Source organism: Mycobacterium shunyiense, from assembly GCF_058270075.1.
Genome location: NZ_JBZDPU010000014.1, coordinates 513,972 through 539,157, shown reverse-complemented (window position 1 = coordinate 539,157; position 25,186 = coordinate 513,972). Strand labels below are relative to the sequence as shown.

Below are 25,186 nucleotides of genomic sequence, written 5' to 3'. Positions count from 1 at the left end.
CCCAACGCGCCCGACTCACCCGAATCTAACCCGTGGCCGCGTCACGCAAGATCTGCTGCAGCCGGTCCAACGGATCACCGGAGGTCGGGTCGAGCCGATTCGGGGGCTGGGTAGGCGCCGTCCCGCCGGCCCCCGGCGGCAGTACCGGCGCTGCCGGTGCTGGGGGTGGCGGGTTCGGCGGCACGATCGCTCCGGCCGCACCGATCTTGCTGTTCAACCGCGCGGGGGCCTCGTTGTCGGCAAAGCAACCCGCAGGGGCACGGTCGATCACCTCCCGTGCGGACAGGTAATGGCTCAGTGCCGTCCGGCCATCGGAAGCCGCGGCGGCACGGTCACCGAGTGACTCGCGTACCAGTTCCAGATTGATCCTCGCCGAACATGATTGAGCTCCATTCAGACGGGCCACCGCGTCACTGAAGTTCTGATCGGCGTCGACGAGCCGGCCCTCGAGAACGGCCAGTGCGCCCGCAGCGAAACTGGCCTTGCCGGGTTCGACGACGTTGAGCATCTGGAGCCGACCCACCTCGCTCCTCAGCGCCTCGGTGTCCCGGTCGGTGAAGCTCGCCGCCGTCGAATTACCGATCAGCACCACCGAGAGGAGTTTGACGATCGCGATGACGAGCACCAACGCCACCGGTGCCGAGTACACCAGAAGGCGGCGACGCACCGTGCTCATGACCGCAGCCCCATGTCGATCAGTCGAGTGCGACGGAATTCACGAAGCACCCGATAGAGCTCGACCAGGATGAGCAGGGCGGCCACAGCGGCGAACACCCAGTACAGCTCCACGGCGATGGTCACCGGTACGGCCGCAGGTGACTGACTTCGGGTTTCGTCGCCCGGCAACGCTTCGGCCAACGGTCTCGCATCCGTACGCGACACGAACGGCACCCCGATCTGCTCGGCCACCCCGCGAAGCGCCTGCGCCCCGGCGTCGTCGTACCCGAGTACCGCGCCCCCGTCCACCGCATTCTCGGTCAGCTGGAATTCACGTTGCGGTGCCTGCGATTCCGGGGCGCCCGCGCCGAGATAGAACACGAGGTTCTGGGCGCGCGGAAATTGCTGTACGGCGCTGATCAGCTGGTAGCGCAGGATGTTGGCGGCGGCGCCGACGTTGGCATCCGGGGTGTCCGACGCCTCGGGTGCGGCATTGGTCGCGGCCACCACGGGGCGCAGGCTCCAGGTGTCGGCGGACAGTGGCCAGTCCACCGACGGGCGGTCGGCGAAGGAAATCAGGGCGAAGCGTGCCTGAGGGTAGCGTTCGATCAGGGCCGTGATGTCGTCGCGGGCCGCCGCGATCCGTTTCCCCGACATGTCCGGTGAACGGTCCAACAGCACAAAGATATTCGGGTCGCGATCGCCGGCGGGTCGGGGCACGGTGTCGTGCGTTCTTCCGGCGACGGGGCCGAGCGCAGCCACCAGCAGCAGCAGGCCGGCTGTGGTGAGTGCCGACCAGCGCCACACCGAGGCCCAACCACCACCCTGCGCCCGGACCCGCCCGAAGCTGATCGCGCGGGCCCCGAGCAGTACCACCGCGAGCACCGCGACCAGCAGCGGCGGCAGGATCGGTTCAAACCTCATCCCCGCATCACCACCGGCCACCACCACAGCACCGCCATGGCCAGCAGCGCGAGCAACACCGGAACCCCCGGCGTTTCGGCCGATCGGACGTCCGCTGACTCACCGGTCGATCCCGCTTGCGGCGGATGGTCCCGGATCTCGGTCAGATGCGAAGCGACATCGGCCGATCCAAACGATCTACCACCGGTGGTGCGGGCCAGTTCGCCGGCAGCGCCATCTCCGGATCCGGGGGTGATCGCGTTGACCTGAACACCGGCCGTCACCGCCAGATCGCGGAGTCGGTCGGTGTCGAACAGCGGTGCCACGTCACCAGGTCGGGGCAGGGACTCAGGGCCCACATAGATCATCGACCGGCGCTGCGCGGACGGCTCGGAAAAGGACGGAAACCCGGTCAGACACATCGCCAGCACATCCTCGACACCGGCGGCGTAATCGACGTAGGACACCGGCGCGACGAACGGCCGCGCACCTTCCTGCTGCCCGAATGCGGCGAACTGTGCTGCGGCGTATTGGTAGTCCCGGGTCAGTGGAATGACCCGCCGGTTCGCCGAGGTCAACCCGACCCGCTCGGTGCCGAAGGAGCCGGCCCGATCGGCGAAGTACCGCAGCGTGGTGCTGACGGCGGGATCGGTGAGCGGGCCGCCGACGCACACCATGATGTCCTCCGGGGTCGCAATCTGGTTGGCACGGCTCCACGACGGCAGGCCGGTGGGACGGGCCGCGATCAGCGCCGAGGCCGCGAAGGCGACCGTCAGCGTCACCATGGCGACGACGGCTGCCACGGTTCGCCGGCGCGCGGCGCGCACGTACTCGGGCAGCCGGGTCAGCCGCCGGGTATTGGCCAGCGGAACGAATTCGTCCGGGTCCACCGACTGCTTCGGCAGCAGGGCCAGGCCAACGCACCCGGCAAGTGCGAGGCAACCGGCGGCCGCCACCGCCCACCAGATCAGGTCCATCCGCGGATCAACTCCTCGGTGGTGGCGCTGGCCGTACCCGCATCGAGCGTCGAACGGTGGTTGAACTGAATGTCGGTGAGGTCTTCCAGAACCGGCGCGGCGGGCGCCGCGGCACTGTCCGCGATCGCGTCGACCTGCATGTACTGTGCCTGCACTCCGGTGGCAGCATGCAGGAATGCGCGCAGTTCGGCACTCAGCGCCGAACCCGCGCCTGCCGCGGTGAGATCCCCCGCCCGGTAACGGTTTCCGATGAGCCGCACCGCGCGGGCCGACCGTCGGCGCAGCAGTTCGGCCCGGGCGGCACCGAGGACGGGCAGCTCCCGCACCGCTCGCCGTCGCGACGTCAGCACGAAAACCCCTCCGTACCACGCGCACAGCAGCAGGGTCAGGCCGATCGCGATCCACAGCCACACCGATGAGTAGGGTGTCGGGCCGATAACATCCTGCAGCAGGTCATCCGGCACGGGCGTACACCCCGGTCATCGCGGTCAATGCCGCCCTGATCCGCACGCTCCCGGTCACCCGGGCATGAGGTATTCGCTGCCTGGTCAGGAATTCGGAAAGTTGGTCGCGCCGTTGCGCTTCTGCCCGCCGATAGGCCTCGATGACGTCTTGGTCCAGCCCGGTCAGGATGGGTCGCCCGTCGGCGACCTCATAGCTGCGGCCGGTGTCGCGGTGTGCGCTCACCGCAGGCATGTCACTGACCAGGGCCCACAGCACGTCGTGGCGGGCGGTCAATGAACCAAGGACCTCGGCCAACCGGTCACTCATCTCGGGCTCGTCGGAAACGACGAAGATCAGCAGCCGGTGACGGTAATGGCGGGCCACCCACTCGAGCTGAACCAGGATGTCGCTCGGACCGGGATGGTCGGTGGCGTGGTGGTGGAACCGGTGCAGCATGCTCTCGATGTGGGTCTCGCCGCGACGCAGCCGGATGTCCACATTGCCGCGATGGTCGCCGAGCACCATCGCGATCTCGTCGGATCGGGGCAGCGTCATCAATCCGATCGCACCGATGAGATGTTGGGCCACAGTCCTTTTCACCTCACCCGACGGCGCCAGTGCGCAACTGTTGCGCCCGGCGTCCGCGATCACCAGGACCTTGTGGTGCTTCTCGGAGACGAACCGCTTGATCAGGGTGTGCCCAGAGCGTGCGGTGGCCTTCCAGTCGATGTCGCGGACGTCGTCACCGGGCACGTAGGGGCGCAGCTCGTCGAATTCCAGGCTGCGGGTGTGCACCAGCGCGTAACGGCCGCCTTCGAGCAGCCCGCCGATGTCGCGGCCGGCATACGCCTTGGCGGAGTCCAGGTATCTGCCCATCGCGACCTCACGGGACCTGCACCGCGCGCAGCACCGCATCGATGACGACATCGGGGGTGATTCGGGCGGTGGCGGCTTCGAAGCCGAGAATCAGCCGGTGCCGCAGCACGCGGTGGGCCAGGCGGGCGATGTCATCGGGCACCACGTGGTCCCGTCCGCGCAGCATCGCCAAGGCGCGTGCCGTCCGGCACAGCGCCAGCGTCGCTCGCGGGCTGGCGCCGTAGTCGATCACCCGTGCCAGGTTGGCGGGCAGATGCTGTCCGGGCTCACGGGTGACCGCCACGAGGCGGCTGGCGTACTCGACCAGCGCCCGGTCGAGATATACCGTCCGGACGATGTCCTGCACGCGACGTATGTCGTCGATGGTGACGACGGGAGCTGCACGGTTACCCCGGTCGTAGAGGCCTGCGTCCATCCGGGCGGCGATCTCCACCTCGTCCTCGACCGAGGGGTAGCCCACGATCTCCTTGAGCATGAAGCGGTCGGTCTGAGCCTCCGACAGCGGATAGGTGCCCTCCTGGTCGACCGGGTTCTGGGTGGCGATGACGAGAAACGGTTCGGGGATGGGATATTCGACGCCGGCGATCGTGGTCTGGCGTTCCTCCATCGCCTCCAGCATGGCGCTCTGGGTCTTGGCGCTGGATCGGTTGATCTCGTCCAGCAACACGATGTTGGCGTGTACCGGGCCCAGTTGTGTCGCGAACGAGTTGCTGGCCGCCTCGTAGATCTGGGTGCCGATGATGTCGCTGGGCAACAGGTCGGGTGTGCACTGGATGCGGCGGAAGCTTCCGTCGATGGACTCGGCCACCACTCGGGCGGCCGTGGTCTTGGCCAAGCCGGGCACGCTTTCCAGCAGTAGGTGTCCACCGGCGAGCAGCGCGACCAGCATCGATTCGCGCAAATGGTCCTGGCCGACCACCCGGGCGGAGAACGCCGAGGTCACCGCACCCACAATGCGCTTAGCTTCGGCGGCATCGCGCTGGTCAGCCTGCAATCGCGGTGCGGTCATGGATCCTCTCCGGTTCGGTCGTCCCCCTTCCCCAGACCCAGTCGATGTACCCAGACTTTGCCGATGTCATGCGCGCGGGATTAGTCGGGCTCCGCGCCCGGGTATCCGGGCCGTACGCCACGCGGAGAGGAATTCCGATGGAAAGCAAGGACCTTCCAACTCCTGAGACGGGGATGCTGTTGACCCACTTCCTGACCGTCGCCGACGTGCCGCGATCGAGGGCTTTCTACCGCGACGTGCTCGGCGGCGAGGTGGTGATGGCCGAGGACCCGTGCATCGTCAAACTGGCGAACGGTTGGCTGATCATGAACCCCGGCGGCGGCCCCACACCCGACAAGCCGGACGTGACGCTGCACCCGCCGACCGATCCGCACACCGCGACCAGCTTTCTGAACATCCGGGTGGCCGACATCGACGCGTGTTACCGGGAATGGAGCTCGAAAGGCGCGGAATTCCTGACCCCGCCCATCGACCGGAAGGCCGAAGTCCGGTGCTACATGCGCGATCCGGACGGCTACCTCATCGAGGTGGGTCAGATGACCGGTCTACTGAGCGGCGTTCATGCCGGCACAGGTTCGGCGACCTGACGTGGGCTCACCTGTCCGGCGATGCGCCGGGGCCACCAGAACCAGCGTCCGAGCAGCACGGCGATCGGCGGGACCACGAACGTCCGTACCACCAGGGTGTCGATCATCAGGCCGATGCCGATGGTGGAGCCCACCTGGGCGATCGTCACCACACTGGCGCCGAGCATCGCGAACATGGTCAGCCCGAACACGATCCCGGCGACGGTGACGACGCTGCCGGTGCCGGCGAAGGCCCGGATCGTCGCGGTGCGGACGCCGGCCCGCGCCTCGTCACGCAGCCGCATCGCCAACAGCAGGTTGTAGTCCGCACCGACGGCAACCAGGGCGATGAAGGCCAGGGCGGGCACGGCCCAGTGCAGGGGCTGGCCGAACAGGTACTGCCAGACCGCGACACTGGCTCCCAGCGCCGATGCGTAGGAGATGGTGACGGTCGCCAGCACCACGATCCCGGCGACTGGACTGCGCAGCATGCCTGCCACGATCACGAAGATCAGCACCAGCGTGGCGATCACGAGCAGGGTGAAGTCGTGTTGCACGTAGTCGATCAGCTCGGCGGTGGCGGTGCCGACGCCGGTCAGGTCGACGACGCCGCTGGAGGCCAGCGGCGTGTCCTTGAGTGCCTCGGTGGCGGCAATACGAATCTCGCTCGAGCGGTCCGCACCGTCGCGGCCCCAGGACTCACCGTCGCCGTAGACCAGCAATCGGGTGGCACGGCCGTCCGGGGAGAACATCATGCCCATCGCCCGGCGGTACTCCGGGTCGTCGAAAGTCCTTGGTGGCAGATAGAATCCACCTTCTGAGCTGCCGTCAAAGTCGGTGCTGAGCCGCGACAGGTAGGCGGTCATCTGTTGCATCTGCGGGCCGACCGATCCCAGGCTGGAGCGCAGGGTCGACGTGAGAGCACGCAGTTGCGTCAGCGCCGAGCGCATGGTCGCCACTGCATTGGCCGCACCGTCGAGTGAGTTCGTGGCGCGGGTGGCACCATCGTTGAGTGCCCCCGCCCCGCCTGCCAGGGTGCCGGTCGCACTCACCGCGTCGTCGAGGGGCGTGACGATTTTCTGCACTGCCGCGCAGATGGGATTGGCCGCGCAGTTGGGGTTGCTGTTGACGAATTGCCGCAGCGGGTCGGCGTAGCCGGAGACCGACTGGAGGTTGCCCTGCAATCCCGACATACCCGTCCCGATGTCCTGTGAGCCGGCCCCGACCCGGTTCAGGCCGTCGACGGCGCCGCTCAAGCCGCGTTGCATGCCGTCGAGGGCGGCGTCGAGTTGGCCGATGGTGGCCGTGACAGTGTCCACAGAGCTCATCCCGTCGAGCGCGGATTGCGCTGTGCCGTCGAGCTGTTCGCCGATCTGGCCGGCCTGGTAGGTCAGGGTGCCCTGGCGCACCGGCATCCCGGCCGGCCTGCTGGCTGATTGAACCGTCCGTACCCCGCGTACTTCCAGGATCTTTCGGGTGACCCGCTCGATCGTGATGAGCCCGGCTGGATTGCGCAGATCGCGATCGGCCTCGACCGAGACGATCTCAGGCAGGAGCCGGTTGTCCGGGAACCGGTCGTGGACCGCCCGGTATCCGCGACTGGAGTCGGTGTCCGCGGGTTGCGCGCTCAGTTCCGCGAAGGAGATGTTGGCGCCGAGCAATGGCACCGCGCAGAAGACCAGCGCAGCCACGGCGACCACCAGGACCGGTCCTGGCCAGCGGGCCACCGCCGTGCCGATCCGGCGCCACCGGTGGCTGATCGTCGCGGCCCGCGGTTCCACCCAACCGCGCCGGCCGAACCAGCCGATCAACGCCGGGGTGAGGGTGAGCGCGCCCAGCATCGCCGCGAGAACACCTATCCCGCTGGGTATCCCGGCGCTGCGCAGAAAGCTCACCTTGGCGAAGGTCAGGCAGAACAACGCGGTGGCAATGGTCGCGGCGGAGCCGGCGATCACCGGGGCCACCCGCCGGTAGGCGTCGGCCAACGCATCCGGTTGCGTCATCCCCGCCCGCCGGTTCTCGTGGTAACGGCCCAGTAGGAAGATGCCGTAGTCGGTCCCCGCGCCCAGCACCATCGCCGACATCAGCGCCACCGAGAACACCGACACCTCGATCACGCCGTGCTCGCCGAGCAGCGCGACCACCGGCCGGGCGACCGCCAGGGACAGACCGACGGAGGCGAGCGGGACTGCGGCAGTGATCGGCGAGCGGTAGACGAACAGCAGCAGGGCCGCGATCAACCCGACCGTCAGGACGGTGATCCTCGCCAATTGCGAGTCCAGCGCGGCGAATTCATCGACCAGGCTGGGCCCGGGGCCGGTGACGTGGACACGCAATCCGCGCGGGATGTCAGGCGCGTCGACCGCAGCTCGCAGGGCGGTCACGGCGTCGGTCGCGGTGGTGCTGCCCAATTGGCCGGAGAGCCGGGCCATCAGGTAGGCCGACGTGTGGTCCCGGCTTTCGAAGACTCCTGCGGCGGCCGGGTCGTCCCACAGGTCCATCACCGATTCGACGCCGGGAGTGGCGGTGCGCAAGCGGTCGGCCAAGCTGCGGTAGTAGCCGCGGTCGGACTCGCCCAGCGTGCGGTCCGCCTCGAGGACGACGTAGGCGATGTTGTTGCTGTCGGAATCTCCGAACAGCGTGCCCATCCGTTGCGCTGCCTGCGTCGCCCCGGAATCGGTGGGGAAGAACGCCCGGGACTGCTCCTTCACGACGTGTTCCAGCTGGGGCACCGCGACGTTGCCGAGGCCCGCCAGGACCAACCAGGCCGCCACGACCAGGAGTGCATACCGACTCACCGCTCGGGCAATGGTCTCCAACATGGCTCCCCCAACATCCATAACAATGTTATTGGCAGGTATAACATTGTTATGGCAGCATGTCCAGGACGATGTCCAGCATGGGAATTCGCGAAAGCTTGATCGAGGAGAGCCTCCAGGTCCTCGAGGAGAGCGGACCTGAGGCACTCAGCGCCCGCATGCTGGCCAAGCGGATCGGCGCGTCGACGATGGCGGTGTACACCCACTTCGAGGGCATGCCCGGCCTCTACGAGGCACTGGTGCGGGAGTCGTACGTCCGCTTCGGCGAACACCTGAGCCGACGGCCCGACACCGACGACCCGGTGGCGGATCTACTCGCCTCCGGCCTCGCCTACCGCGAGTACGCACTGACCTACCCGCAGCGCTACCGGCTGATGTTCGGGGTCACGTCGCCGTCCATCACGCTGCCGATCGGCCGTGATCTCACCGTCGACGGCAAACCGGCAGCTCTGTCGGAGATCAACTCGGTCTTCGCGCAGATCCCGGCATTCGTACAGCGCTGCATGGATGCCGGCGCGATCGACGTGGGCGATCCGGTGGCCGTGGCCGCCCAGATCTGGACGATGATGCACGGCTACGTCCTGGCCGAGATCATCGGTGTCTTCGGCGTCGACGGCGCGGGAGTCTCGCGGGTGCTCGCACCCCACATCACCAATCTCCTGGTCGGCCTCGGCGGTGACCGCGAACGTATCCAGCTGTCGTTTCAGCGACTGGATCCGCCTGCGACGCCGCCGCGCCCGCCATCACCCGCGACCGCCACCGTCCGGCGCGGGCGCCGGACCCGCAACCCCTAGGCCGCCTACGGCCTGAGGATGATCTTGACGGCGCCGTCCCGCTTCTTCTGGAAGATGTCGTACGCGTGCGGAGCTTCATCGAGCGGCAGCACGTGCGTGGCGAAATCGTCGACACCCAAGGGGTCGTCATCGCCGAGCAACGGCAGAATGTCGCCCACCCACTTCTTCACATTTGCCTGTCCCATCCGCAACTGGACCTGCTTGTCGAACAAAGTCAGCATCGGCAGTGGGTCCGCCATGCCGCCGTAGACGCCGATGAGAGAGATCGTGCCGCCGCGGCGCACGATGTCGATCGCCGAATAGAACGCGTCCAGCCGGTCCAGCCCGGCGTTCTGCATGAACGGCTTGGCGATCGCGTCGGGCATCAACGCGGTCATCTTCTGCAGGGCGGAGGCCACCGGCGAACCGTGCGCCTCCATGCCGACGGCATCGATCACCGAGTCCGTGCCTCGGCCTTCGGTCATCGACCGCACCGCGTCGCCGACCGATTCGTCGAGTGTGTCGAGGTCGATGGTGGTGATGCCGCGAAGTTCGGCACGGGCCAGCCGCTCCCGGATCCGATCCACTGCGATCACCCGGTAGCCGAGATGTTGTGCGATGCGGGCTGCCATGTCGCCGATCGGCCCGAGCCCGAGGACCGTCACCGAGCCCCCATCGGGAATGTCGGCATAGGCAACGGCCTGCCATGCGGTGGGCAGCACGTCCGACAGATAGACGAACCGCGAATCCGGCGGCCCCTCAGGCACTTTGATGTGCGTGAACTGGGCCTGGGGCACTCGGAGATACTCGGCTTGACCGCCGGGAACCTGACCGTAGAGCTCCGAATAGCCGAACAGCGCGGCGCCCATGCCCTGATCACGAACCTGGGTGGTCTCGCACTGCGTGTAGAGCTGCTGATCGCACATGAAGCAGTGGCCGCACGAAATCTGGAAGGGGATGACCACACGCTCGCCGACTGTCAGACTGCCGACGGCGGAACCCACCTCTTGGACGATGCCCATCGGCTCGTGGCCCAGGATGTCGCCCGGATGCATGAAGGCACCGAGCACCTCATAGAGATGGAGGTCCGAGCCGCAGATGTTGGTCGAGGTCACCTCGATGATTGCGTCGGTGGGATCTTGGATCTCGGGGTCGGGCACGGTATCGACCCGCACGTCCCGCCGACCGTGCCAGGTAACAGCTTTCAAGATCTACTCCCATCGCTCGCGGTATCGCAGGTGAGGGCTACCCCGCCAGACCGGCGCCAAACCGCACCGGGGTGGTCGACAATGGGCTGATGGCACAGAGCTGGGACGGCTTCGATGGATTTCTCGAGCTCATCGACTACCCGATGTTCGTCGTGACCGCACACGGCGAGGACGGGCCGGCAGGTTGTCTGGTCGGCTTCACCACTCAGGCCAGCATCGATCCACCTCGTTTCCTTGTCGGTATTTCGAAGCAGAACCACACCTTTGCCGTCTCGGAAGCGGCCACGCATCTGGGTGTGCACCTATTGGCCGGCGACGACCTCGAACTGGCTCGCTGGTTCGGTGGCCAGACCGGTGACGAGGTCGACAAGTTCGCCGAGTGCAGCTGGCATCTAGGCACCGCCGGCACACCGATTCTCGATGCCGCCCCGGCCTGGTTCGTCGGCGTCATCCTCGACCGGTTCGATCTCGGCGACCATGTCGGCTACCTGTTGAATCCGGTTGACGGCCAGGCGCCCGGCGAGCCGCGGCCATGGGTCAACCTCAGCGACGTCGCCGACCTCAAGCCCGGACACGACGCCTGAGCGTCACTTCCAGGCGAAAACCGGCTGCTCGAGTTCGTCGACCGGATCCGTACGACCCTCCAGGGCCAACCACCGCAACTGCAACAGGACCGCACCGGTCGGCGCGTGGATCAGATCGTTGCCCAACGGAATCTGCACGACCGGGCGCGGGCTCTCCGGGATCGTGATGAACCGCGGCGAATCCTCGCGCTGCAGTTGGTGCAGGCCCACGCGGTACGCCGCCACCACCTCGTCGGGAGACGGCCGTAGATCCAGCCGGCCGCCGCCCCAGATCACCACCGGGGTGATGACGTAGCCGGAGCGGGTCGGGTAGTCGTCGAGCAGTCCCAGCACCGACGAGTCCGACAGGCTCACCCCGACCTCTTCGTCCAGTTCCCGCAGCGCGGCCTCGACCGCATTTTCACCCGGGTCCAGCCGGCCGCCGGGAAGCGCCCACTGCGCAGCGTGCGACGACAACCGAGATGTCCTGCGACACAACAGAAAAGCTGCCCCGCCCGACACATCCACCATGCGGCCGTCCAGCCCGGGCTCCGGCATCGGCCGTCCGCCGATCCACTCGTCGACCGGCGCCGGATCCACCCGGTCCTCACCGAGTTCGGAATCGACCAGCACCACCGCGACCGCCGCATGCCGCTTCGTCGGGTCGGTCACGGCGCGGCGCTCGTGCCCCGCCAGATGCGCCCCGATACGTTCCCGCAGGGCTTCGTCATAGGCGATCGTCACCGCTCGACCATATGCGGGTACGCCGAAGACCCGACGCCGAGGTGACGCCCGCTACTGGTCCGGCTTGCGGGTCTGCTGATACAGCGCGAGCTTCCAGGCTCCGTCGACCCGGTGGTAGACGCTGGACATGGCGCCGACGAAGGCGGGCTCCTCCCCCTCGCGATAGGCCGTACCGGTGTACACCAGGGCGGCGGTGTCGTCGTCGAGCACGATGAGCCGCACCCCGCTGATCTCATAGGCACGCCACGGCGGCGACTCCGAGAGTGCGCTGACGACCGTGTTGCGGTCCATCACCATGCCGTTGGCGAGCACCATCACCGCATCGGGCAGCATCAGCTCGCCGTAGAAATCGGCGCCGGTGGACTCGCACAGCGAGTCCCACCCGGCACGTTCGATGTGCAGGAGTTCGTCGGAAACTTGGCTGGTCACTGCTGGGTGATACCCGTTACTCGGACCCGGTATGCCTGGGCAACATTGTTAAAACAGTGGTAGAAGTGACGTGTGGGTGTCCGTCAGGTATCGGCCCTCGCGGGCATCGCAGCAGTGGCTGCGACCGCCGCGCTGGGCACGATCGCGACGCCCATCGCGATACCCTCCGCCTCAGCCGCACCCGACTGTCCAGACATCGAGGTCGTCTTCGCCCGCGGCACCGACGAACCCGCCGGTATCGGCAATGTCGGCAAGGCGTTCGTCGACACGCTGCGCCCCATGGTCAAGGGCTCGACGATCGGCACCTACGCGGTCCAGTACCCCGCGTCGTGGGACTTCATGAAGGCCGCGGCCGGCGCCACCGACATGAGCAAGCGCGTCCAGGCAACCGCGGCCCGGTGCCCCAAGACCAAGATCGTGATGGGCGGCTATTCACAGGGCGCGGCCGTCGTCGACGTGGTGGCCACCTCGCCGATCGCCGGTCTGGGCTACAGCGCCCCACTGCCCGCAGCGGTCGTCCCGCGCGTCGCGTCGGTCGTGGTCTTCGGGAACCCGTCGGCGCGCCTCGGTCAGCCGTTGACCCGGATGAGCCCGGACTTCGGCGCCAGGACCGCGGACCTGTGCAACACCAACGACCCGATCTGTTCACTCGGCCGGGACTGGAATGCGCACATCACCTATCCGAAATCGGGCCTGATCAAGCTCGCCGCGCGATGGGTCACGCGTCACGTCCAGCCGCCGCCTCCAGCGCCGGCTGCTCGGCGCTGAGCCAGTTCCCTGGTTCACCCGACGGCAATCGAGCCGGTCTCGAGCTCGCGCAACGCAGTTCGTAAACCTCGCCGCTTACCGGTGTGCGGATCCACACCGAAGCTCTCCCGCATGCCGGCCCGCACCCGAAACTTGAGCTCTGAATGGGTCTCCGGGGCGTCGTCGGAGGTGGCCTTCAGCAACTTGTCGGGCAAAGCCAGCTTCAGGATGGTCCAGAACGACTGAAAGTACTGGCGTGGAAGGGAACCCGTTGTGTACGGCAGGTCGTACTTCTCGCACAGCGCCCGCACCTTTCGGCTGATCTCGGCGTAGCGGTTGCTGGGCAGGTCCGGAAACAGGTGGTGCTCAATCTGGTAGCACAGGTTGCCGCTCATGAACGCCATCAGCGGCCCGGCATTGAAGTTCGCCGAGGCCAGCATCTGCCGCAGATACCACTCCGCATGTGTCTCGTCCGCGAACTCTTCCCGGGTGAATTTCTCTGCGCCGTCGGGGAAGTGCCCGCAGAAGATCACCATGTATGCCCAATAGTTGCGGATCAGATTGGCGATCACGTTGGCTCGCAGGGTGTGCTTCCAATTCGGTCCCGACAACGCCGGGTAGACCAGATAGTCCTTGCCCACCTGCTTGCCCACCTTCTTGCCGATCACCCTCAGGTCCCTGCGCACCTCGGCCATGGACTTCTCGCCTCTGCGGAACCTCGTCGTCTCCAGGCCATGGGCGGCCACGCCCCATTCGAACAAGGTGCCGAGCAACAGGTTGTAGACCGGGTTGCCGATCATCCACCGCTCCCACCGTTGATCCCGGGTCAGACGCATGATGCCGTAGCCGATGTCGTCATCGAGCCCGACGACATTGGTGTACTTGTGATGAATGAAGTTGTGAGATTTCTTCCAGTGCACACTCGGTGCTGTGGTGTCCCACTCCCATTCGGTGGAGTGGATCTCCGGATCGTTCATCCAGTCCCATTGGCCGTGGATGATGTTGTGCCCGAGTTCCATGTTCTCGATGATCTTCGCGCTCGCCAGCATGGCGATGCCGGCGTATCGCGCGATTCGATTTCCACTGGCGAACAACGCGATTCGACCACCGGCAGCCAAGCCACGTTGAAGTTGGATCGCCCGCCGGATATAGCGAGCGTCCCGCTCTCCCCGGGATTCCTCGATCTCGACTCTGATCGCGTCGAGTTCGGCGGCGAGCGCCTCGACGTCCTCGGCGGTGAGATGCGCGTATTGCTTGATGTCGGCGATGGCCATGTCTCTCCTCGGCGGATCTCCTAGACGTTCAAAGTGCAATCCCCTGCGGCGGTCGAGATGCAGGTGTTGATGCGGTCGCCCGCGCCGTGCTCCGCACCGGAGCGGAAGTCACGGACGTGTCCGGACTCCAGAGGCAGCACGCAGGTTTGGCAGATACCCATCCGGCAACCGAACGGCATCTGTATCCCGACCTTCTCGCCGGCCTCCAGAAGGGAGGTGGCACCGTCGATCTCGACGGACTTGTCCGAGAAGGCAAAGGTGACCGTGCCGCCACCGCCACCCTTGTCGGTTCGGGCGATGACGAAACGCTCGGTATGCAGATTCTCGGTACGCCCGGCGTCGTTCCAGATGGCTTCGATGGTGTCGAGCATCGCCGGCGGGCCGCACGCCCAGGTGGGGCGCTGTCTCCAGTCGGGAACGATGTCGTCGAGCGCCGCACCGAAGTCGAGGTGGCCCTGCTCATCGGTCAACTGCAAGTGCATGCGGTACCCGTGCAGCTCCTGGCCGAGGCCCTGCAGCTCGTCGTGAAAGATGACTCGGTCGGCACAAGGTGCGGAATGGATGTGCACGACGTCAGGGTCGTATCCACGGTGTTTCAGTGTTCGGAGCATCGCCATGATCGGGGTGACGCCGCTGCCGGCCGAGACCAGCAGGAGCCGGTCCGGCGGCGGATCGGGCAGCGCAAATTCTCCCCGAGGAGAAGCCAGCCGAACGATCGTGCCCGGTTTCACACCGCCGACCAGGTGGCTCGACAAGAAGCCCTCGGGAGTGGCCTTGACGGTGATCGAGATCAGGTCCGCCTGCCTCCGCGGGACTGATGTCAGCGAGTAGGAACGCCAGTGCCACCGTCCGTCGACGTGCAGACCGATGCCCACGTACTGGCCCGGCCGGTAATCGCCGGAGAACCCCCAGCCCGGTTTGATAGTGACCGTGGCCGAATCCTCGGTTTCCTTGCGGACCTCGACCACCTGCCCGCGTAGCTCACGCGCCGACCACAACGGATTGAGCAGCTTGAGATAGTCGTCGGGTAGCAGCGGCGTGGTGGCCCGCGCGAGCAATCCGCGCAGCACATTGACCTTAGGCGTGGAGGCGGTCTCGACGTCGCTCGCCGGCTTCTCACTCCAGCGGCTCAGCCGCCGCAACGTACGGGTCTTGGTGAACATACGTACGCTGACTACCCGGGCGGGTTTGAGTTCACACGTCGGATTTGCGCTCGACGCTGACCTGCCCCACGCTGACCGGGAAAAGCCGGTGAGCGCCAGGGAGTCCCTTCAGTTCCACCTCACGTGCCGCGCCCAGCACGACGTCGTCGAGATGCTCGACCGCGTCCCCGACCGGCTCGCTGACCAGGATCTCGCCACCATCGGCCTGTCCGGCGACCCGCGCCGCCATCGCCACATCGAGCCCGAAAAGATCAGCACCGCGGCGCACCGACGTGCCCATGTGCACCCCGATCCGCACCCGGATCGCCTGCCAGCGCTGGGGATTCTCCGTGAGCGCGCGTTGCACGTCGGTGGCGAAGCGCACCGCGTTCTCCGGGTCGGCGAACGCGATCATGAACCCGTCGCCCTGGGTCTTGACCACATGACCGCCATGCTTGTCGACCCGCGCCTGAACGAGTTTGTTGTGCTTCTCCAGCAGCTTCACCCAGGCCCGGTCACCCATCGCGGCGTTGTATTCGGTCGAGCCCTCGATGTCGGAGAAGACGATGACGACGCGCCCGTCAGCGGTCAGCCGGGCCAGGTCCGGGCGTTCCACCTGAGCCCATCCGGCCAGATCCTCGATCGAGTTGCGCACCGTCGCGCCCAGGCCCTTGTTGATCAGCATGTCCGCGGTCTGAAAGACCGTCTTGATCGCCAGGGGCGCCACCCCGCGACGACGCTTCCGCCGCCGGTCCTCGTCCTCGAGCTTCATGCGCTCGATCTCACGGCGGGCGTTCGCCAGCTGCCGCCGGCTCACGATGAACAGCACCAGGAACGTCACGAACGCCGCGAACAGCGCGACGACAACCACCAGCAGTACGACCTCGACAGTGGACGGCATCGGCACCCGCTGATTATCGCCGCATGTCACATTTCGTCGATTCGCGGTGTCCCAAGGGGGTAGTCACCGACAACTAGGAGTCACCATGGATGCTCGTTTGAACCTGTTCGAGAACCGGACCGCCGCCAAGATGCTGAAGTACGTCACGTCGGCGGGCAAGGTCATCACGGACTCGACGCTTCCCGAGTCCACCCACCAATTGGTGGCGCTGCGCGCCAGCCAGATCAACGGCTGCGGCTTCTGCACCGACATGCACACCAAGGACGCCGCTGCCGCCGGTGAGACCCAGCAGCGCCTGCACCTGGTCGCGGCGTGGCGGGAGGCAACGGTGTTCACCGAAGCCGAACGCGCCGCGCTGGAACTGACCGAGGAGGGCACCCGGATCGCCGACGCCGCGGGCGGGGTCAGCGACGAGGTGTGGGCGAATGCGGTCAAGCACTACGACGAAGACCAACTGGCCGCCCTGGTGTGCCTGATCGCCTTCATGAACACCGTCAACCGCCTGAACGTGATCGTGCAGATGCCCGCAGGCGACTATCAGCCGGGGCAGTTCGGATAGCGACGCCGCGCTCGCGTTCGTAACGCAGTGGCGGGCGAGGGGCCAGTTCTTCGCCACAGCGTTACGAACGTGAACCGTGCCAGGCGATCGGCGGTGCCGGTCAACTGGCACGCTGGTCATCAATATGACCACTCCCCTGCTCGACGATCCGAACGACCTCTCGGCACTGCAAGCCAAGGGCGGCGACGCCGACGCTCTGTTCACCGACTTCGCCGGCTGGGCGGAGGCCAACGGCACCACCCTCTACCCCGCGCAGGAGGAGGCGCTGATCGAACTGGTCAGCGGGGCGAACGTGATCCTGGCGACGCCGACCGGCTCCGGCAAGTCGCTGGTGGCGACCGGGGCGATCTACGCGGCGCTCGCCACGGACCGGGTCAGTTTCTACACCGCCCCGATCAAGGCGCTGGTGAGCGAGAAGTTCTTCGCTCTGTGCGACGTGTTCGGCGCGGCCAACGTCGGCATGCTCACCGGGGACGCGTCGGTCAACGCGGACGCCCCGATCATCGCCTGCACCGCGGAGATCCTGGCCAACCTGGCGCTACGTGAAGGTGCCGACGCTGACATCGGCCTGGTGGTGATGGACGAGTTCCACTTCTACGGCGACCCGGACCGCGGCTGGGCGTGGCAGGTGCCGCTGCTGGAACTGCCCAAGGCCCAGTTCCTGCTGATGTCGGCGACGCTGGGCGACGTCGAATTCCTGCGCAAGGATCTGACCCGGCGCACCGGGCGGGAGACGGCCCTGGTGGCCGGGGCGCAACGGCCGGTACCGCTGTTCTTCTCGTATGCCACCACGCCGATGCACGAGACCATCGCCGACCTGCTCGACACCAAGCAGGCGCCGATCTACGTCGTGCACTTCACCCAGGCCTCCGCGCTGGAGCGGGCGCAGGCCCTGATGAGCGTCAACGTCAGCACCAAGGAGGAGAAGGCCGCGATCGCCGAGATGATCGGCGGTTTCCGGTTTTCCACGACATTCGGGACCACGCTGTCGCGGCTGGTGCGCCACGGCATCGGCGTCCACCACGCCGGCATGCTGCCCAAATACCGCCGGCTGGTGGAACAGTTGGCCCAGGCCGGCTTGCTCAAGGTGATCTGCGGTACCGACACCCTCGGCGTCGGGATCAACGTGCCGATCCGCACCGTCGTGTTCTCCGCGTTGTCCAAATACGACGGCACCCGGATGCGGCTGCTCAACGCCCGCGAGTTCCACCAAATCGCCGGGCGCGCCGGCCGCGCCGGATACGACACGGCGGGCACCGTCGTGGTGCAGGCACCCGACCACGAGGTCGAGAACATCAAGCAGTTCGCCAAGGTGGCCGACGATCCGAAGAAGCGCCGAAAGCTGGTGCGGCGCAAGGCGCCAGAGGGCATGGTGCCGTGGGGTGAGAACACTATGACCCGACTGATCGACGCCGCGCCCGAGGCGTTGACCAGCAACATGCGGGTCTCCACGGCGATGATCCTCGACGTGGTCGACCGTCCCGGCGATCCGTTCGCGGCGATGCGGCGCCTGCTCACCGACAACCATGAACCGCGCAAGCGTCAGCTGAAACACATCCGGGAGGCCGTGGGCATCGCCCGGTCCCTGCTGCAGGCCGGCGTCGTGGAACGTCTCGACGAACCCGAGGCCGATGGTCGTCGCTACCGGCTGACCGTCGACCTGCCGCCCGATTTCGCGCTCAACCAACCGCTGTCGACCTTCGCTCTGGCCGCGGTGGACGTGCTCGATCCCGACGCGGAAGATCCAGCAAGCTATGCCTTGAATGTCATTTCGGTGATCGAGGCGACCCTGGAAGATCCCCGCCAGATTCTGGCCGCGCAGCTGAACAAGGCCAGGGGCGAAGCGGTGGCCGAGATGAAGGCCGAGGGCATCGAGTACGACGAACGCATCGAACTGCTCGACGAGGTCACCTATCCCAAGCCGCTGGCCGAACTGCTGCAACACACCTACGAGGTGTACCGCCAGACCAATCCGTGGGCGGCCGACGGGCACCTGTCGCCCAAGTCGGTGGTGCGTGAGATGTGGGAACGGGCCCTGACCTTCCGTGAGTACATCAGCGTCTATGGGCTGACCCGCTCCGAAGGCGCGGTGCTGCGCTACCTGTCGGATGCGTTCAAGGCGCTGCGCTCCGGTGTGCCCGCCTCGGCGCGGACCGAGCAACTCGCCGACATCGTCGAATGGCTCGGCGAATTGGTGCGCCAGGTGGATTCCAGCCTGCTCGACGAGTGGGAGCAGCTGACGAGTCCGGACCAACCTCACGACGCACCGGTGGCGGTTCCGGCCCGACCACGGCCGCTGACCGGCAACGAGCGGGCATTCACCGCGATGGTGCGCAACGCACTGTTCCGTCGGGTGGAGTTGTTCGCGCGGGCCCGCTGGGACGAGCTCGGTGCGCTGGACGCCTCATCCGGGTGGACGGCCGAACGCTGGGCCGAAATCGGGGAAGAGTACTTCGACGAGCACGCCGAGGTGGGCACCGGAGCAGATGCTCGGGGCCCGGCGTTGCTGATCTTCGACCGGCAGCCGCAGGTGTGGCGGATTCGACAGATCCTCGAAGATCCTGCCGGAGATCACGATTGGGGCTTCGACGTGGAAGTCGACCTGGCCGCGAGCGACGAAGAGGGTGCCGCGGTGCTGCGTATCGTGGATGTCGGCCGGATGGGGTGAGCGCTTGCTGACCTGAATTTTATCGCGACCCCGGGGCCTTGCGGCAAGGCCCCGGTGATGGCGCACAATCGCTGGCCGGAGCAAGCCACGGAGGAACAGGGAGCACGTGCCAGCTGACGATCACGATGTCGAAGTGCAGTCCGAACAGACCTATGTCGACGGGCTCTATACCCGCCTGGACGCCGAACGCATCCGGGTGCGTGACCGCTACCGCACCGCGCTGCGCGAGCACGGCGGCTCCGCGGTGGAACGCGACGCCGAGGTGCGCGCATTGGCCAAGGAAGCCAACCGGCTCGACGTGGCCGACAACGGCCTGTGCTTCGGGCGGCTGGAAACCGTTGCCGGGGAACATCTCTACGTCGGGCGCCTCGGCATCTTCGATCGCGAGGACGACTACGAGCCGTTGCTGCTGGACTGGCGGGCACCGCTGGCGCGACCGTTCTACACCGCAACCGGGGCCAACCCGGAGAACATGCGCCGGCGGCGCCAGTTCCGCACCCTGGGTCGGCGGGTGCTCGATTTCACCGACGAGGTGCTGGGCCGGCCCACCGCGGGCGACGAAGGTGACGAGGACGCCGCACTGCTGGCCGCGGTGAACGCTCCGCGCGGCGAGGGCATGCGCGACATCGTCGCCACGATCCAGTCCGAGCAGGACGAGGTCATCCGCAACGAACACACCGGCGTGCTGGTGGTCGAGGGCGGCCCTGGCACCGGGAAGACCGTGGTGGCGCTGCACCGGGTGGCCTACCTGCTCTACACCCACCGGGAGCGGATCGAACGTCACGGCGTGCTCGTGGTCGGACCCAACGAGGCGTTCCTGAACCACATCGGCCGGGTGCTGCCCTCACTGGGCGAGTCCGACGCGGTGTTCATGACGCCCGGCGACCTGGCTCCCGGCCTGCACGTCACCGCCGAGGACGCACCCGAGGTGGCCGCGATCAAGGGCTCGTTGAAGATCCTCGACGTGCTGGCCGCCGCGGTCGCCGACCGCCAGGAGGTCCCCGACGAGCCGATCTACATCGAACTGCCCGATGTCACCGTCCGCATCGACGCCGAAACCGCGCAGTGGGCCATCGAGGAGGCCCGTGAAACCGGACTACCGCACAACGAGGCGCGTACGACGTTCCGCGACATCGTCACCTACGTCCTCACCGAACGTGCCGTCGCGCGTATCGGCAAGGGCTGGTTGAGCCGTCAGGACAAGGCGGCGTGGGAGGAGCTGCGGGCCAGCGTGGTCAGCGAGCTCGACGAGAACGCGGCGTTCGCCGCGGCACTAGATCGACTCTGGCCGATCCTGACCCCGGAGACCCTGCTGGCCCCGCTGTATTCGTCGGCCGAGAGGTTGGCCGCGGCCGGCGCCGACCCTCGCCTGTTGCGTACCGACGGCAGCGCCTGGACCGTGTCGGACTTGCCGTTGCTCGACGAGCTGGTCGACCTCCTGGGCCGGGACAAGGCGGGCGAGGAAGCCGCCGAACGCGAACGGCGCGAGGAAGCCGCCTACGCCGCAGGCGTGCTCGATCTGATGATCGCCCGCGAGGACCTGATGGACGACGAGGACCACCTGCTGGCCAGCGACCTCATCGACGCCGAGGACCTGGCCGACCGGTTCCTCGAGCGCGACACCCGGGAACTCGCCGAACGCGCTGCGGCCGACCGGGATTGGACCTACGGTCATGTTGTGGTCGACGAAGCCCAGGAACTGTCCGAGATGGACTGGCGGGTGTTGATGCGTCGGTGTCCACGCCGGTCCTTCACGGTGGTCGGCGACCTGGCTCAGCGCCGCTCGGCCGCCGGCGCCCGGTCCTGGGACGCGATGCTCGAACCCTACGTGCCCGGCCGGTGGATCTACCGGACCCTGTCGGTCAACTACCGGACCCCGGCCGAGATCATGGCGGTGGCCGGGGCGCTTCTCGCCGAGTTCGCGCCCGGCGTGAAACCGCCGGAGTCCGTCCGGTCCTGCGGTGTGCAGCCGTGGGCCAAGCAGCTGACCGCCGCTGAAATCCCGTCAGCTGTCGAGGAGTTCGTGCGGGAGGAAGCCACCCGAGAAGGCACATGTGTGGTGATCGGCCCACCCGGCGTGCCCGGTGCGGTGGCCCCGTCGGAAACCAAGGGCCTCGAGTTCGACGCCGTGCTCGTGGTGGAGCCCGCACACATCCTGGCCGACGGCGACCGCGGCGCCGCCGAGTTGTATGTCGCCCTCACCCGGGCGACGCAGCGCCTCGGCGTGCTGCACACCGAACCCCTGCCCGACGCGCTGAACGGACTCGCCCGTGCCTGACACCACCTGTGCGATCGTCGGCGGTGGCCCCGCCGGAATGATGCTCGGGCTGATCCTGGCCCGGTGCGGGGTACCGGTCACCGTCATGGAGAAGCACGCCGACTTCCTGCGCGACTTCCGCGGCGACACCGTGCACCCGAGCACCATGCGCATGCTCGACGAGCTGGGCCTCTTCGGAGAGTTCGACAAGATCGGCTACAGCAAGGTCGAAAAGGGCGAGTTCACGGTCGACGGCGAGCCGGTGACGCTGGTCGACTTCCGTCGGCTACGCCAGCCCCACCCATACGTGGCGATGGTGCCGCAGTGGGACTTCCTCGACCTGCTGGCCGATGCGGGCAGAGCAGAACCCAACTTCACCCTGCGCATGCAGACCGAGGTGACCGGACTACTGCGCGAAGGCGAGCGCGTCACCGGGGTCCGCTACACCAGTCCGGACGGGGACGGGGAACTGCGCGCCGAGCTCACCGTGGCCTGCGACGGGCGCACGTCGCTGGTCAGGCGGGAGGCCGGACTCAACACGCGGGACTACCCGGTGCCCTTCGACGTGTGGTGGTTCCGCCTGCCACGCACCGAAGATGGCCAGTACTCACTGATCCCGCGGACCGCGCCCGGACGGGCGTTGATCATGATTCCCCGCACCGGCTACTTCCAGGTCGCCTACCTGATCCCGAAGGGCAGCGACGCCGGACTCCGGGCCCGCGGACTGGACGCCTTCCACGCCGAACTCGCCGAGCTCATTCCCGAAGCCGATCCCGGCGCACTCATCTCCTGGGACGACGTCAAGCATCTCGACGTCCAACTCAACCGTCTGCCGCGGTGGCACCGCGAGGGGCTGCTGTGCATCGGCGACGCCGCCCACGCCATGTCGCCGGTCGGCGGCGTCGGCATCAATGTCGCCATCCAGGACGCCGCCGCGGCCGCCCGCCTGCTGTACCAGCCGCTACGGGAGCATCGGGTCACCGGATCCGACCTGGCCGCTGTGCAGCGCCGGCGCACGCTGCCCACCGTCATCACCCAGGGCTTCCAACGGATCCTGCATCGCCGGGTGATTGCGCCCGTCATGGCCGGGGCCGACATCACCCCGCCCGGAGCTCTGCTGAAGATCGTGCAACGGTTCCCCCAGCTGACCGCGATTCCGGCGTACCTGGTCGGTACCGGGGTGCGTCCCGAGCACGTCGCCGCACCGGCCCGTCGATAGGTGCGGCGTGGGAGGAAAACAGAATCCCGATCAGCGCCGACGCGAATTATGCGACGCGGCAATCACTCTGCTGGCTCGCGAGGGTGTCAAAGGCGTCACCCATCTGAAGGTCGACCGCAAAGCCGGGGTACCGGACGGCACCACGTCGTTCTACTTCCGCACCAGCGCGGCCTTGATGCGGGCGGCGGCCAACCGCATCGCCGATCTGGACCTGGCCGATCTGACCGCGGCCACGGGTTCCGGGGCGCACGGTGATGTGCGCGGTCTGGCGCGGCTGGTCATCCGGTCGAGCACCGGCGCGCGTCTGGTCCGGAGCAAGGCCCGCTACGAGCTGGTCATGCCCTCGAGCCGCGACGCCGGACTGGCAGAGGCGTTCAGCCACAACCAGCAGCGATTCTTCGAACTGCACCGCAACGTTGTGGTGGCACTCTGCCCGGCCGACACCGACCCGGGTCTGATCGACGAAAAAGCTTATGTGCTCCTGACTTTCATCAGCGGCCTGATGCTGGCACTGGCCCGCGGCGACCGCACGATCAACTCCGACGAGGAACTCCACGACATCATCGCCGCGATCGTCGCCGCCGTGCCGGCGGCCTCACATCGCGAAGGAGTAGCCGCCGTTGACCGGTAGCGTCTGGCCGGTGATCCAGGAGCCGTGGTCGCCGGCCAGCAGCACCGCCAGATAGGCCACATCCTCGGGTAGCCCGGGCCTGCGGATCGGGTAGCGAGACAGGATCGCCTTGGCCTGTGGGGAATCGGCCATCTCGGCCCACAGCGGTTCGGTGAGCGGGGTTCGCATGGTGCCCAGCGCGATGTTGTTGGCGGTGACGCCGTAGCGGCCGTTCTCCAGCGCGATCGACCGCGTCAAGCCCGCGGCACCGGCCTTGGCGGCCGCATAGACCGCTCCGCTGGCGTCCCCCGTCCGGCCCGCATCCGAGACGATCGTCACGACCCGGCCCCACTGCCGCTCCACCATCGCCGGCAGCACAGCGCGAGTGCAATTCAGCACGCCGTACAGATTCACCTGGAGGAACGGGTCCCAGTCCGCGGGTGAGGTTTCCGCGAACGGCATCCGGGCGGCGAATCCCTCGGCCCCGGCATTACCCGCGTTGTTCACCAGTACGTCGACCGGCCCGGCCTCTTCGATCGCGTCGGTGACCGCTCGATAGTCGGTGACGTCGAACGGTACCGCCAGCGCGTCACCGCCCGCTTCCCGCAGTTCTGCGACCACCGCCTCGGCCCGGTCGCCCCGGAGGTCGTTGACCAGCACGGTGGCGCCGGCGGCCGCGAAGGCATCGGCCAGGCCCCGGCCGACTCCCTGTCCGGCACCGGTGATCAGCACGCGTCGGCCCGACAGATCGAATTGCAGCGTCATCGTCGGTGAGCTCTCCTTGTGGTTTGGTTTGGGACAACCTACTCCACGAAGTCTCTATATATGTAGAGTCCGTGCACGACGGAACGGAGCCCTCGTGAAATTCATCTTCAACCTGCCTCACATGCTGCGGCTGAAGGCGACGATGCAGCCGTGGGAAGCTGAAGTCACCGGTGCCGACCAGACCCGGATGGCCAAACGGGCTGACGAGTTGGGATACGACATGATCGCCGTACCCGAGCATTTCGCCATCCCGCGTGAGCACGTCGAGTTGTCGGGGCCGCACTATCTGCAGTCCACAGTCGCGCAGGCCTACCTGGCAGGTGCCACCTCACGGATACGGCTCAACTCCTGCATCACGGTGCTGCCGCTCCAGCATCCGCTCGTCCTCGCCAAGTCACTGGCAACCGCGGACTGGATGAGCAGTGGGCGAATGATGGTCACGTTCGGAGTCGGTTGGCTGCAGCGCGAATTCGAATTGCTCGGTGTGCCATTTCACGAACGGGGGCGGATTGCCGACGAATACCTGGCGGCCATCATCGAGCTGTGGACCAGTGAGAACCCGCGATTCGACGGACGGTACGTGGCCTTCGAGGACATCGCCGTCGAACCCAAACCGATTCAGAAACCATACCTTCCGGTGTGGATCGGCGGAGACGCCGACGGAGCGCTGCGGCGCGCAGCGAAGTACGCCACCGGATGGTGGTCGTTTCTCACCCCTCCCGAACAATTGGCCGAGCGGATCGAGTTCATCAAGTCGCAGCCCGAATACGACGGACGCGACTTCGACGTCGTTCACGGCATGGCGACCAGACGGGTCGGGGAGGCGCATACCGTGCGTGAGGACCCCGATGCCCGGTCCGGGATGAGTGCGCAGGAGATGGTCGACCGGTTGTGCTGGCTGGGGGAACAGGGAGTCACGGTGAGCGCGGTTCCGCTGCCGGCGGTGAGCGGTGTCGACGAATATCTCGAATACGCCCAATGGGTGATCGAGGAGATCAAAACAAAGGTGCCCTAGGACCCTGGGTACGCACCGGTGCAACCCATAACCTGGAAGCGTTCAGCCATAGGAGGGCACT

General features: G+C 67.0%; 24 protein-coding genes. 10 read left to right on the top strand and 14 right to left on the bottom strand.

The window, feature by feature from the left end; translation table 11 throughout:
• Positions 1-25: 25 nt before the first annotated feature.
• Genes AC4ELH_RS13565 through AC4ELH_RS13540 form a run of 6 tightly spaced genes read right to left on the bottom strand, consistent with a single transcriptional unit; the run spans position 26 to position 4,866 of the window.
• Positions 26-676, bottom strand: coding sequence for a hypothetical protein (locus AC4ELH_RS13565; protein WP_498884880.1), 651 nt, complete (start codon positions 674-676; stop codon positions 26-28).
• A complete protein-coding gene (locus AC4ELH_RS13560) occupies positions 673-1,581 on the bottom strand; it encodes a VWA domain-containing protein (RefSeq protein ID WP_498884878.1) in 909 nt (302 codons plus the stop codon). The genes AC4ELH_RS13565 and AC4ELH_RS13560 overlap by 4 nt, the downstream gene beginning before the upstream one ends.
• A complete protein-coding gene (locus AC4ELH_RS13555; RefSeq protein ID WP_498884877.1) occupies positions 1,578-2,537 on the bottom strand; it encodes a hypothetical protein in 960 nt (319 codons plus the stop codon). Before AC4ELH_RS13555 ends, AC4ELH_RS13560 begins: the two co-directional genes overlap by 4 nt.
• The gene (locus AC4ELH_RS13550) at positions 2,528-3,001 is read right to left on the bottom strand and encodes a hypothetical protein (protein ID WP_064880505.1); all 474 of its coding nucleotides are present in this window, start codon (positions 2,999-3,001) and stop codon (positions 2,528-2,530) included. Before AC4ELH_RS13550 ends, AC4ELH_RS13555 begins: the two co-directional genes overlap by 10 nt.
• Positions 2,991-3,857, bottom strand: coding sequence for a DUF58 domain-containing protein (locus tag AC4ELH_RS13545; protein ID WP_498884875.1), 867 nt, complete (start codon positions 3,855-3,857; stop codon positions 2,991-2,993). The genes AC4ELH_RS13550 and AC4ELH_RS13545 overlap by 11 nt, the downstream gene beginning before the upstream one ends.
• Positions 3,858-3,864: 7 nt before the next feature.
• Positions 3,865-4,866, bottom strand: a complete 1,002-nt coding sequence (locus tag AC4ELH_RS13540; protein ID WP_498884874.1) for an AAA family ATPase — start codon at positions 4,864-4,866, stop codon at positions 3,865-3,867.
• A gap of 137 nt (positions 4,867-5,003) precedes the next feature.
• On the opposite strand from AC4ELH_RS13540, the gene AC4ELH_RS13535 reads away from it, so the two are divergent.
• Entirely contained in the window at positions 5,004-5,453 is a 450-nt protein-coding gene (locus tag AC4ELH_RS13535; RefSeq protein ID WP_498884872.1) for a VOC family protein, read from the top strand.
• On the opposite strand, the gene AC4ELH_RS13530 is transcribed toward AC4ELH_RS13535, so the two are convergent.
• Entirely contained in the window at positions 5,426-8,254 is a 2,829-nt protein-coding gene (locus AC4ELH_RS13530) for an MMPL/RND family transporter (RefSeq protein ID WP_498884871.1), read from the bottom strand. The genes AC4ELH_RS13535 and AC4ELH_RS13530 overlap by 28 nt on opposite strands.
• A gap of 77 nt (positions 8,255-8,331) precedes the next feature.
• Here AC4ELH_RS13530 and AC4ELH_RS13525 point away from each other — a divergent pair, with 77 nt between their 5' ends.
• Positions 8,332-9,045: a WHG domain-containing protein gene (locus AC4ELH_RS13525; protein ID WP_448444589.1), complete on the top strand. Its 714-nt coding sequence runs from the start codon at positions 8,332-8,334 to the stop codon at positions 9,043-9,045.
• 5 nt (positions 9,046-9,050) lie between these two features.
• Here AC4ELH_RS13525 and AC4ELH_RS13520 read toward each other — a convergent pair whose 3' ends face one another.
• Entirely contained in the window at positions 9,051-10,232 is a 1,182-nt protein-coding gene (locus AC4ELH_RS13520; RefSeq protein WP_448444587.1) for a zinc-dependent alcohol dehydrogenase, read from the bottom strand.
• An 89-nt stretch (positions 10,233-10,321) separates the two neighbouring features.
• On the opposite strand from AC4ELH_RS13520, the gene AC4ELH_RS13515 reads away from it, so the two are divergent.
• Entirely contained in the window at positions 10,322-10,816 is a 495-nt protein-coding gene (locus AC4ELH_RS13515; RefSeq protein ID WP_448444585.1) for a flavin reductase, read from the top strand.
• 3 nt (positions 10,817-10,819) lie between these two features.
• On the opposite strand, the gene AC4ELH_RS13510 is transcribed toward AC4ELH_RS13515, so the two are convergent.
• Entirely contained in the window at positions 10,820-11,539 is a 720-nt protein-coding gene (locus AC4ELH_RS13510; RefSeq protein ID WP_448444583.1) for an NUDIX domain-containing protein, read from the bottom strand.
• A gap of 51 nt (positions 11,540-11,590) precedes the next feature.
• A complete protein-coding gene (locus tag AC4ELH_RS13505) occupies positions 11,591-11,968 on the bottom strand; it encodes a nuclear transport factor 2 family protein (protein WP_055118998.1) in 378 nt (125 codons plus the stop codon).
• Positions 11,969-12,040: 72 nt separating this feature from the next.
• Here AC4ELH_RS13505 and AC4ELH_RS13500 point away from each other — a divergent pair, with 72 nt between their 5' ends.
• Positions 12,041-12,736, top strand: a complete 696-nt coding sequence (locus tag AC4ELH_RS13500; protein ID WP_498884868.1) for a cutinase family protein — start codon at positions 12,041-12,043, stop codon at positions 12,734-12,736.
• A gap of 14 nt (positions 12,737-12,750) precedes the next feature.
• On the opposite strand, the gene AC4ELH_RS13495 is transcribed toward AC4ELH_RS13500, so the two are convergent.
• The 3 genes from AC4ELH_RS13495 to AC4ELH_RS13485 are packed head-to-tail and all read right to left on the bottom strand — an operon-like array spanning position 12,751 to position 16,032.
• Positions 12,751-13,989 (bottom strand): fatty acid desaturase family protein, encoded by a 1,239-nt coding sequence (locus AC4ELH_RS13495; RefSeq protein WP_418021068.1) that lies wholly within the window; start codon positions 13,987-13,989, stop codon positions 12,751-12,753.
• Between the two features lie 20 nt (positions 13,990-14,009).
• Positions 14,010-15,152: a ferredoxin reductase gene (locus AC4ELH_RS13490; protein ID WP_498884865.1), complete on the bottom strand. Its 1,143-nt coding sequence runs from the start codon at positions 15,150-15,152 to the stop codon at positions 14,010-14,012.
• 31 nt (positions 15,153-15,183) lie between these two features.
• Positions 15,184-16,032, bottom strand: a complete 849-nt coding sequence (locus AC4ELH_RS13485) for an adenylate/guanylate cyclase domain-containing protein (protein ID WP_498885046.1) — start codon at positions 16,030-16,032, stop codon at positions 15,184-15,186.
• Between the two features lie 85 nt (positions 16,033-16,117).
• Between AC4ELH_RS13485 and AC4ELH_RS13480 the strand changes: the two genes are divergently transcribed.
• From AC4ELH_RS13480 to AC4ELH_RS13460, 5 genes are all read left to right on the top strand, one after another.
• Positions 16,118-16,591: a carboxymuconolactone decarboxylase family protein gene (locus AC4ELH_RS13480; protein ID WP_055119002.1), complete on the top strand. Its 474-nt coding sequence runs from the start codon at positions 16,118-16,120 to the stop codon at positions 16,589-16,591.
• Between the two features lie 124 nt (positions 16,592-16,715).
• Positions 16,716-19,259, top strand: coding sequence for a DEAD/DEAH box helicase (locus tag AC4ELH_RS13475; RefSeq protein ID WP_498884863.1), 2,544 nt, complete (start codon positions 16,716-16,718; stop codon positions 19,257-19,259).
• 106 nt (positions 19,260-19,365) lie between these two features.
• Positions 19,366-21,537, top strand: coding sequence for an RNA polymerase recycling motor ATPase HelR (helR, locus tag AC4ELH_RS13470; protein ID WP_448444574.1), 2,172 nt, complete (start codon positions 19,366-19,368; stop codon positions 21,535-21,537).
• Positions 21,530-22,735, top strand: coding sequence for an FAD-dependent oxidoreductase (locus AC4ELH_RS13465; protein WP_055119007.1), 1,206 nt, complete (start codon positions 21,530-21,532; stop codon positions 22,733-22,735). Before helR ends, AC4ELH_RS13465 begins: the two co-directional genes overlap by 8 nt.
• Positions 22,736-22,742: 7 nt before the next feature.
• Positions 22,743-23,366 (top strand): TetR/AcrR family transcriptional regulator, encoded by a 624-nt coding sequence (locus AC4ELH_RS13460; RefSeq protein WP_055119009.1) that lies wholly within the window; start codon positions 22,743-22,745, stop codon positions 23,364-23,366.
• On the opposite strand, the gene AC4ELH_RS13455 is transcribed toward AC4ELH_RS13460, so the two are convergent.
• Positions 23,331-24,110 carry an SDR family NAD(P)-dependent oxidoreductase gene (locus AC4ELH_RS13455; RefSeq protein ID WP_448444571.1) on the bottom strand — a complete coding sequence of 260 codons (780 nt, stop codon included), beginning with the start codon at positions 24,108-24,110 and terminating at the stop codon, positions 23,331-23,333. The genes AC4ELH_RS13460 and AC4ELH_RS13455 overlap by 36 nt on opposite strands.
• A gap of 94 nt (positions 24,111-24,204) precedes the next feature.
• Between AC4ELH_RS13455 and AC4ELH_RS13450 the strand changes: the two genes are divergently transcribed.
• Positions 24,205-25,125, top strand: coding sequence for a TIGR03619 family F420-dependent LLM class oxidoreductase (locus tag AC4ELH_RS13450; RefSeq protein WP_055119016.1), 921 nt, complete (start codon positions 24,205-24,207; stop codon positions 25,123-25,125).
• Positions 25,126-25,186 lie beyond the last annotated feature (61 nt).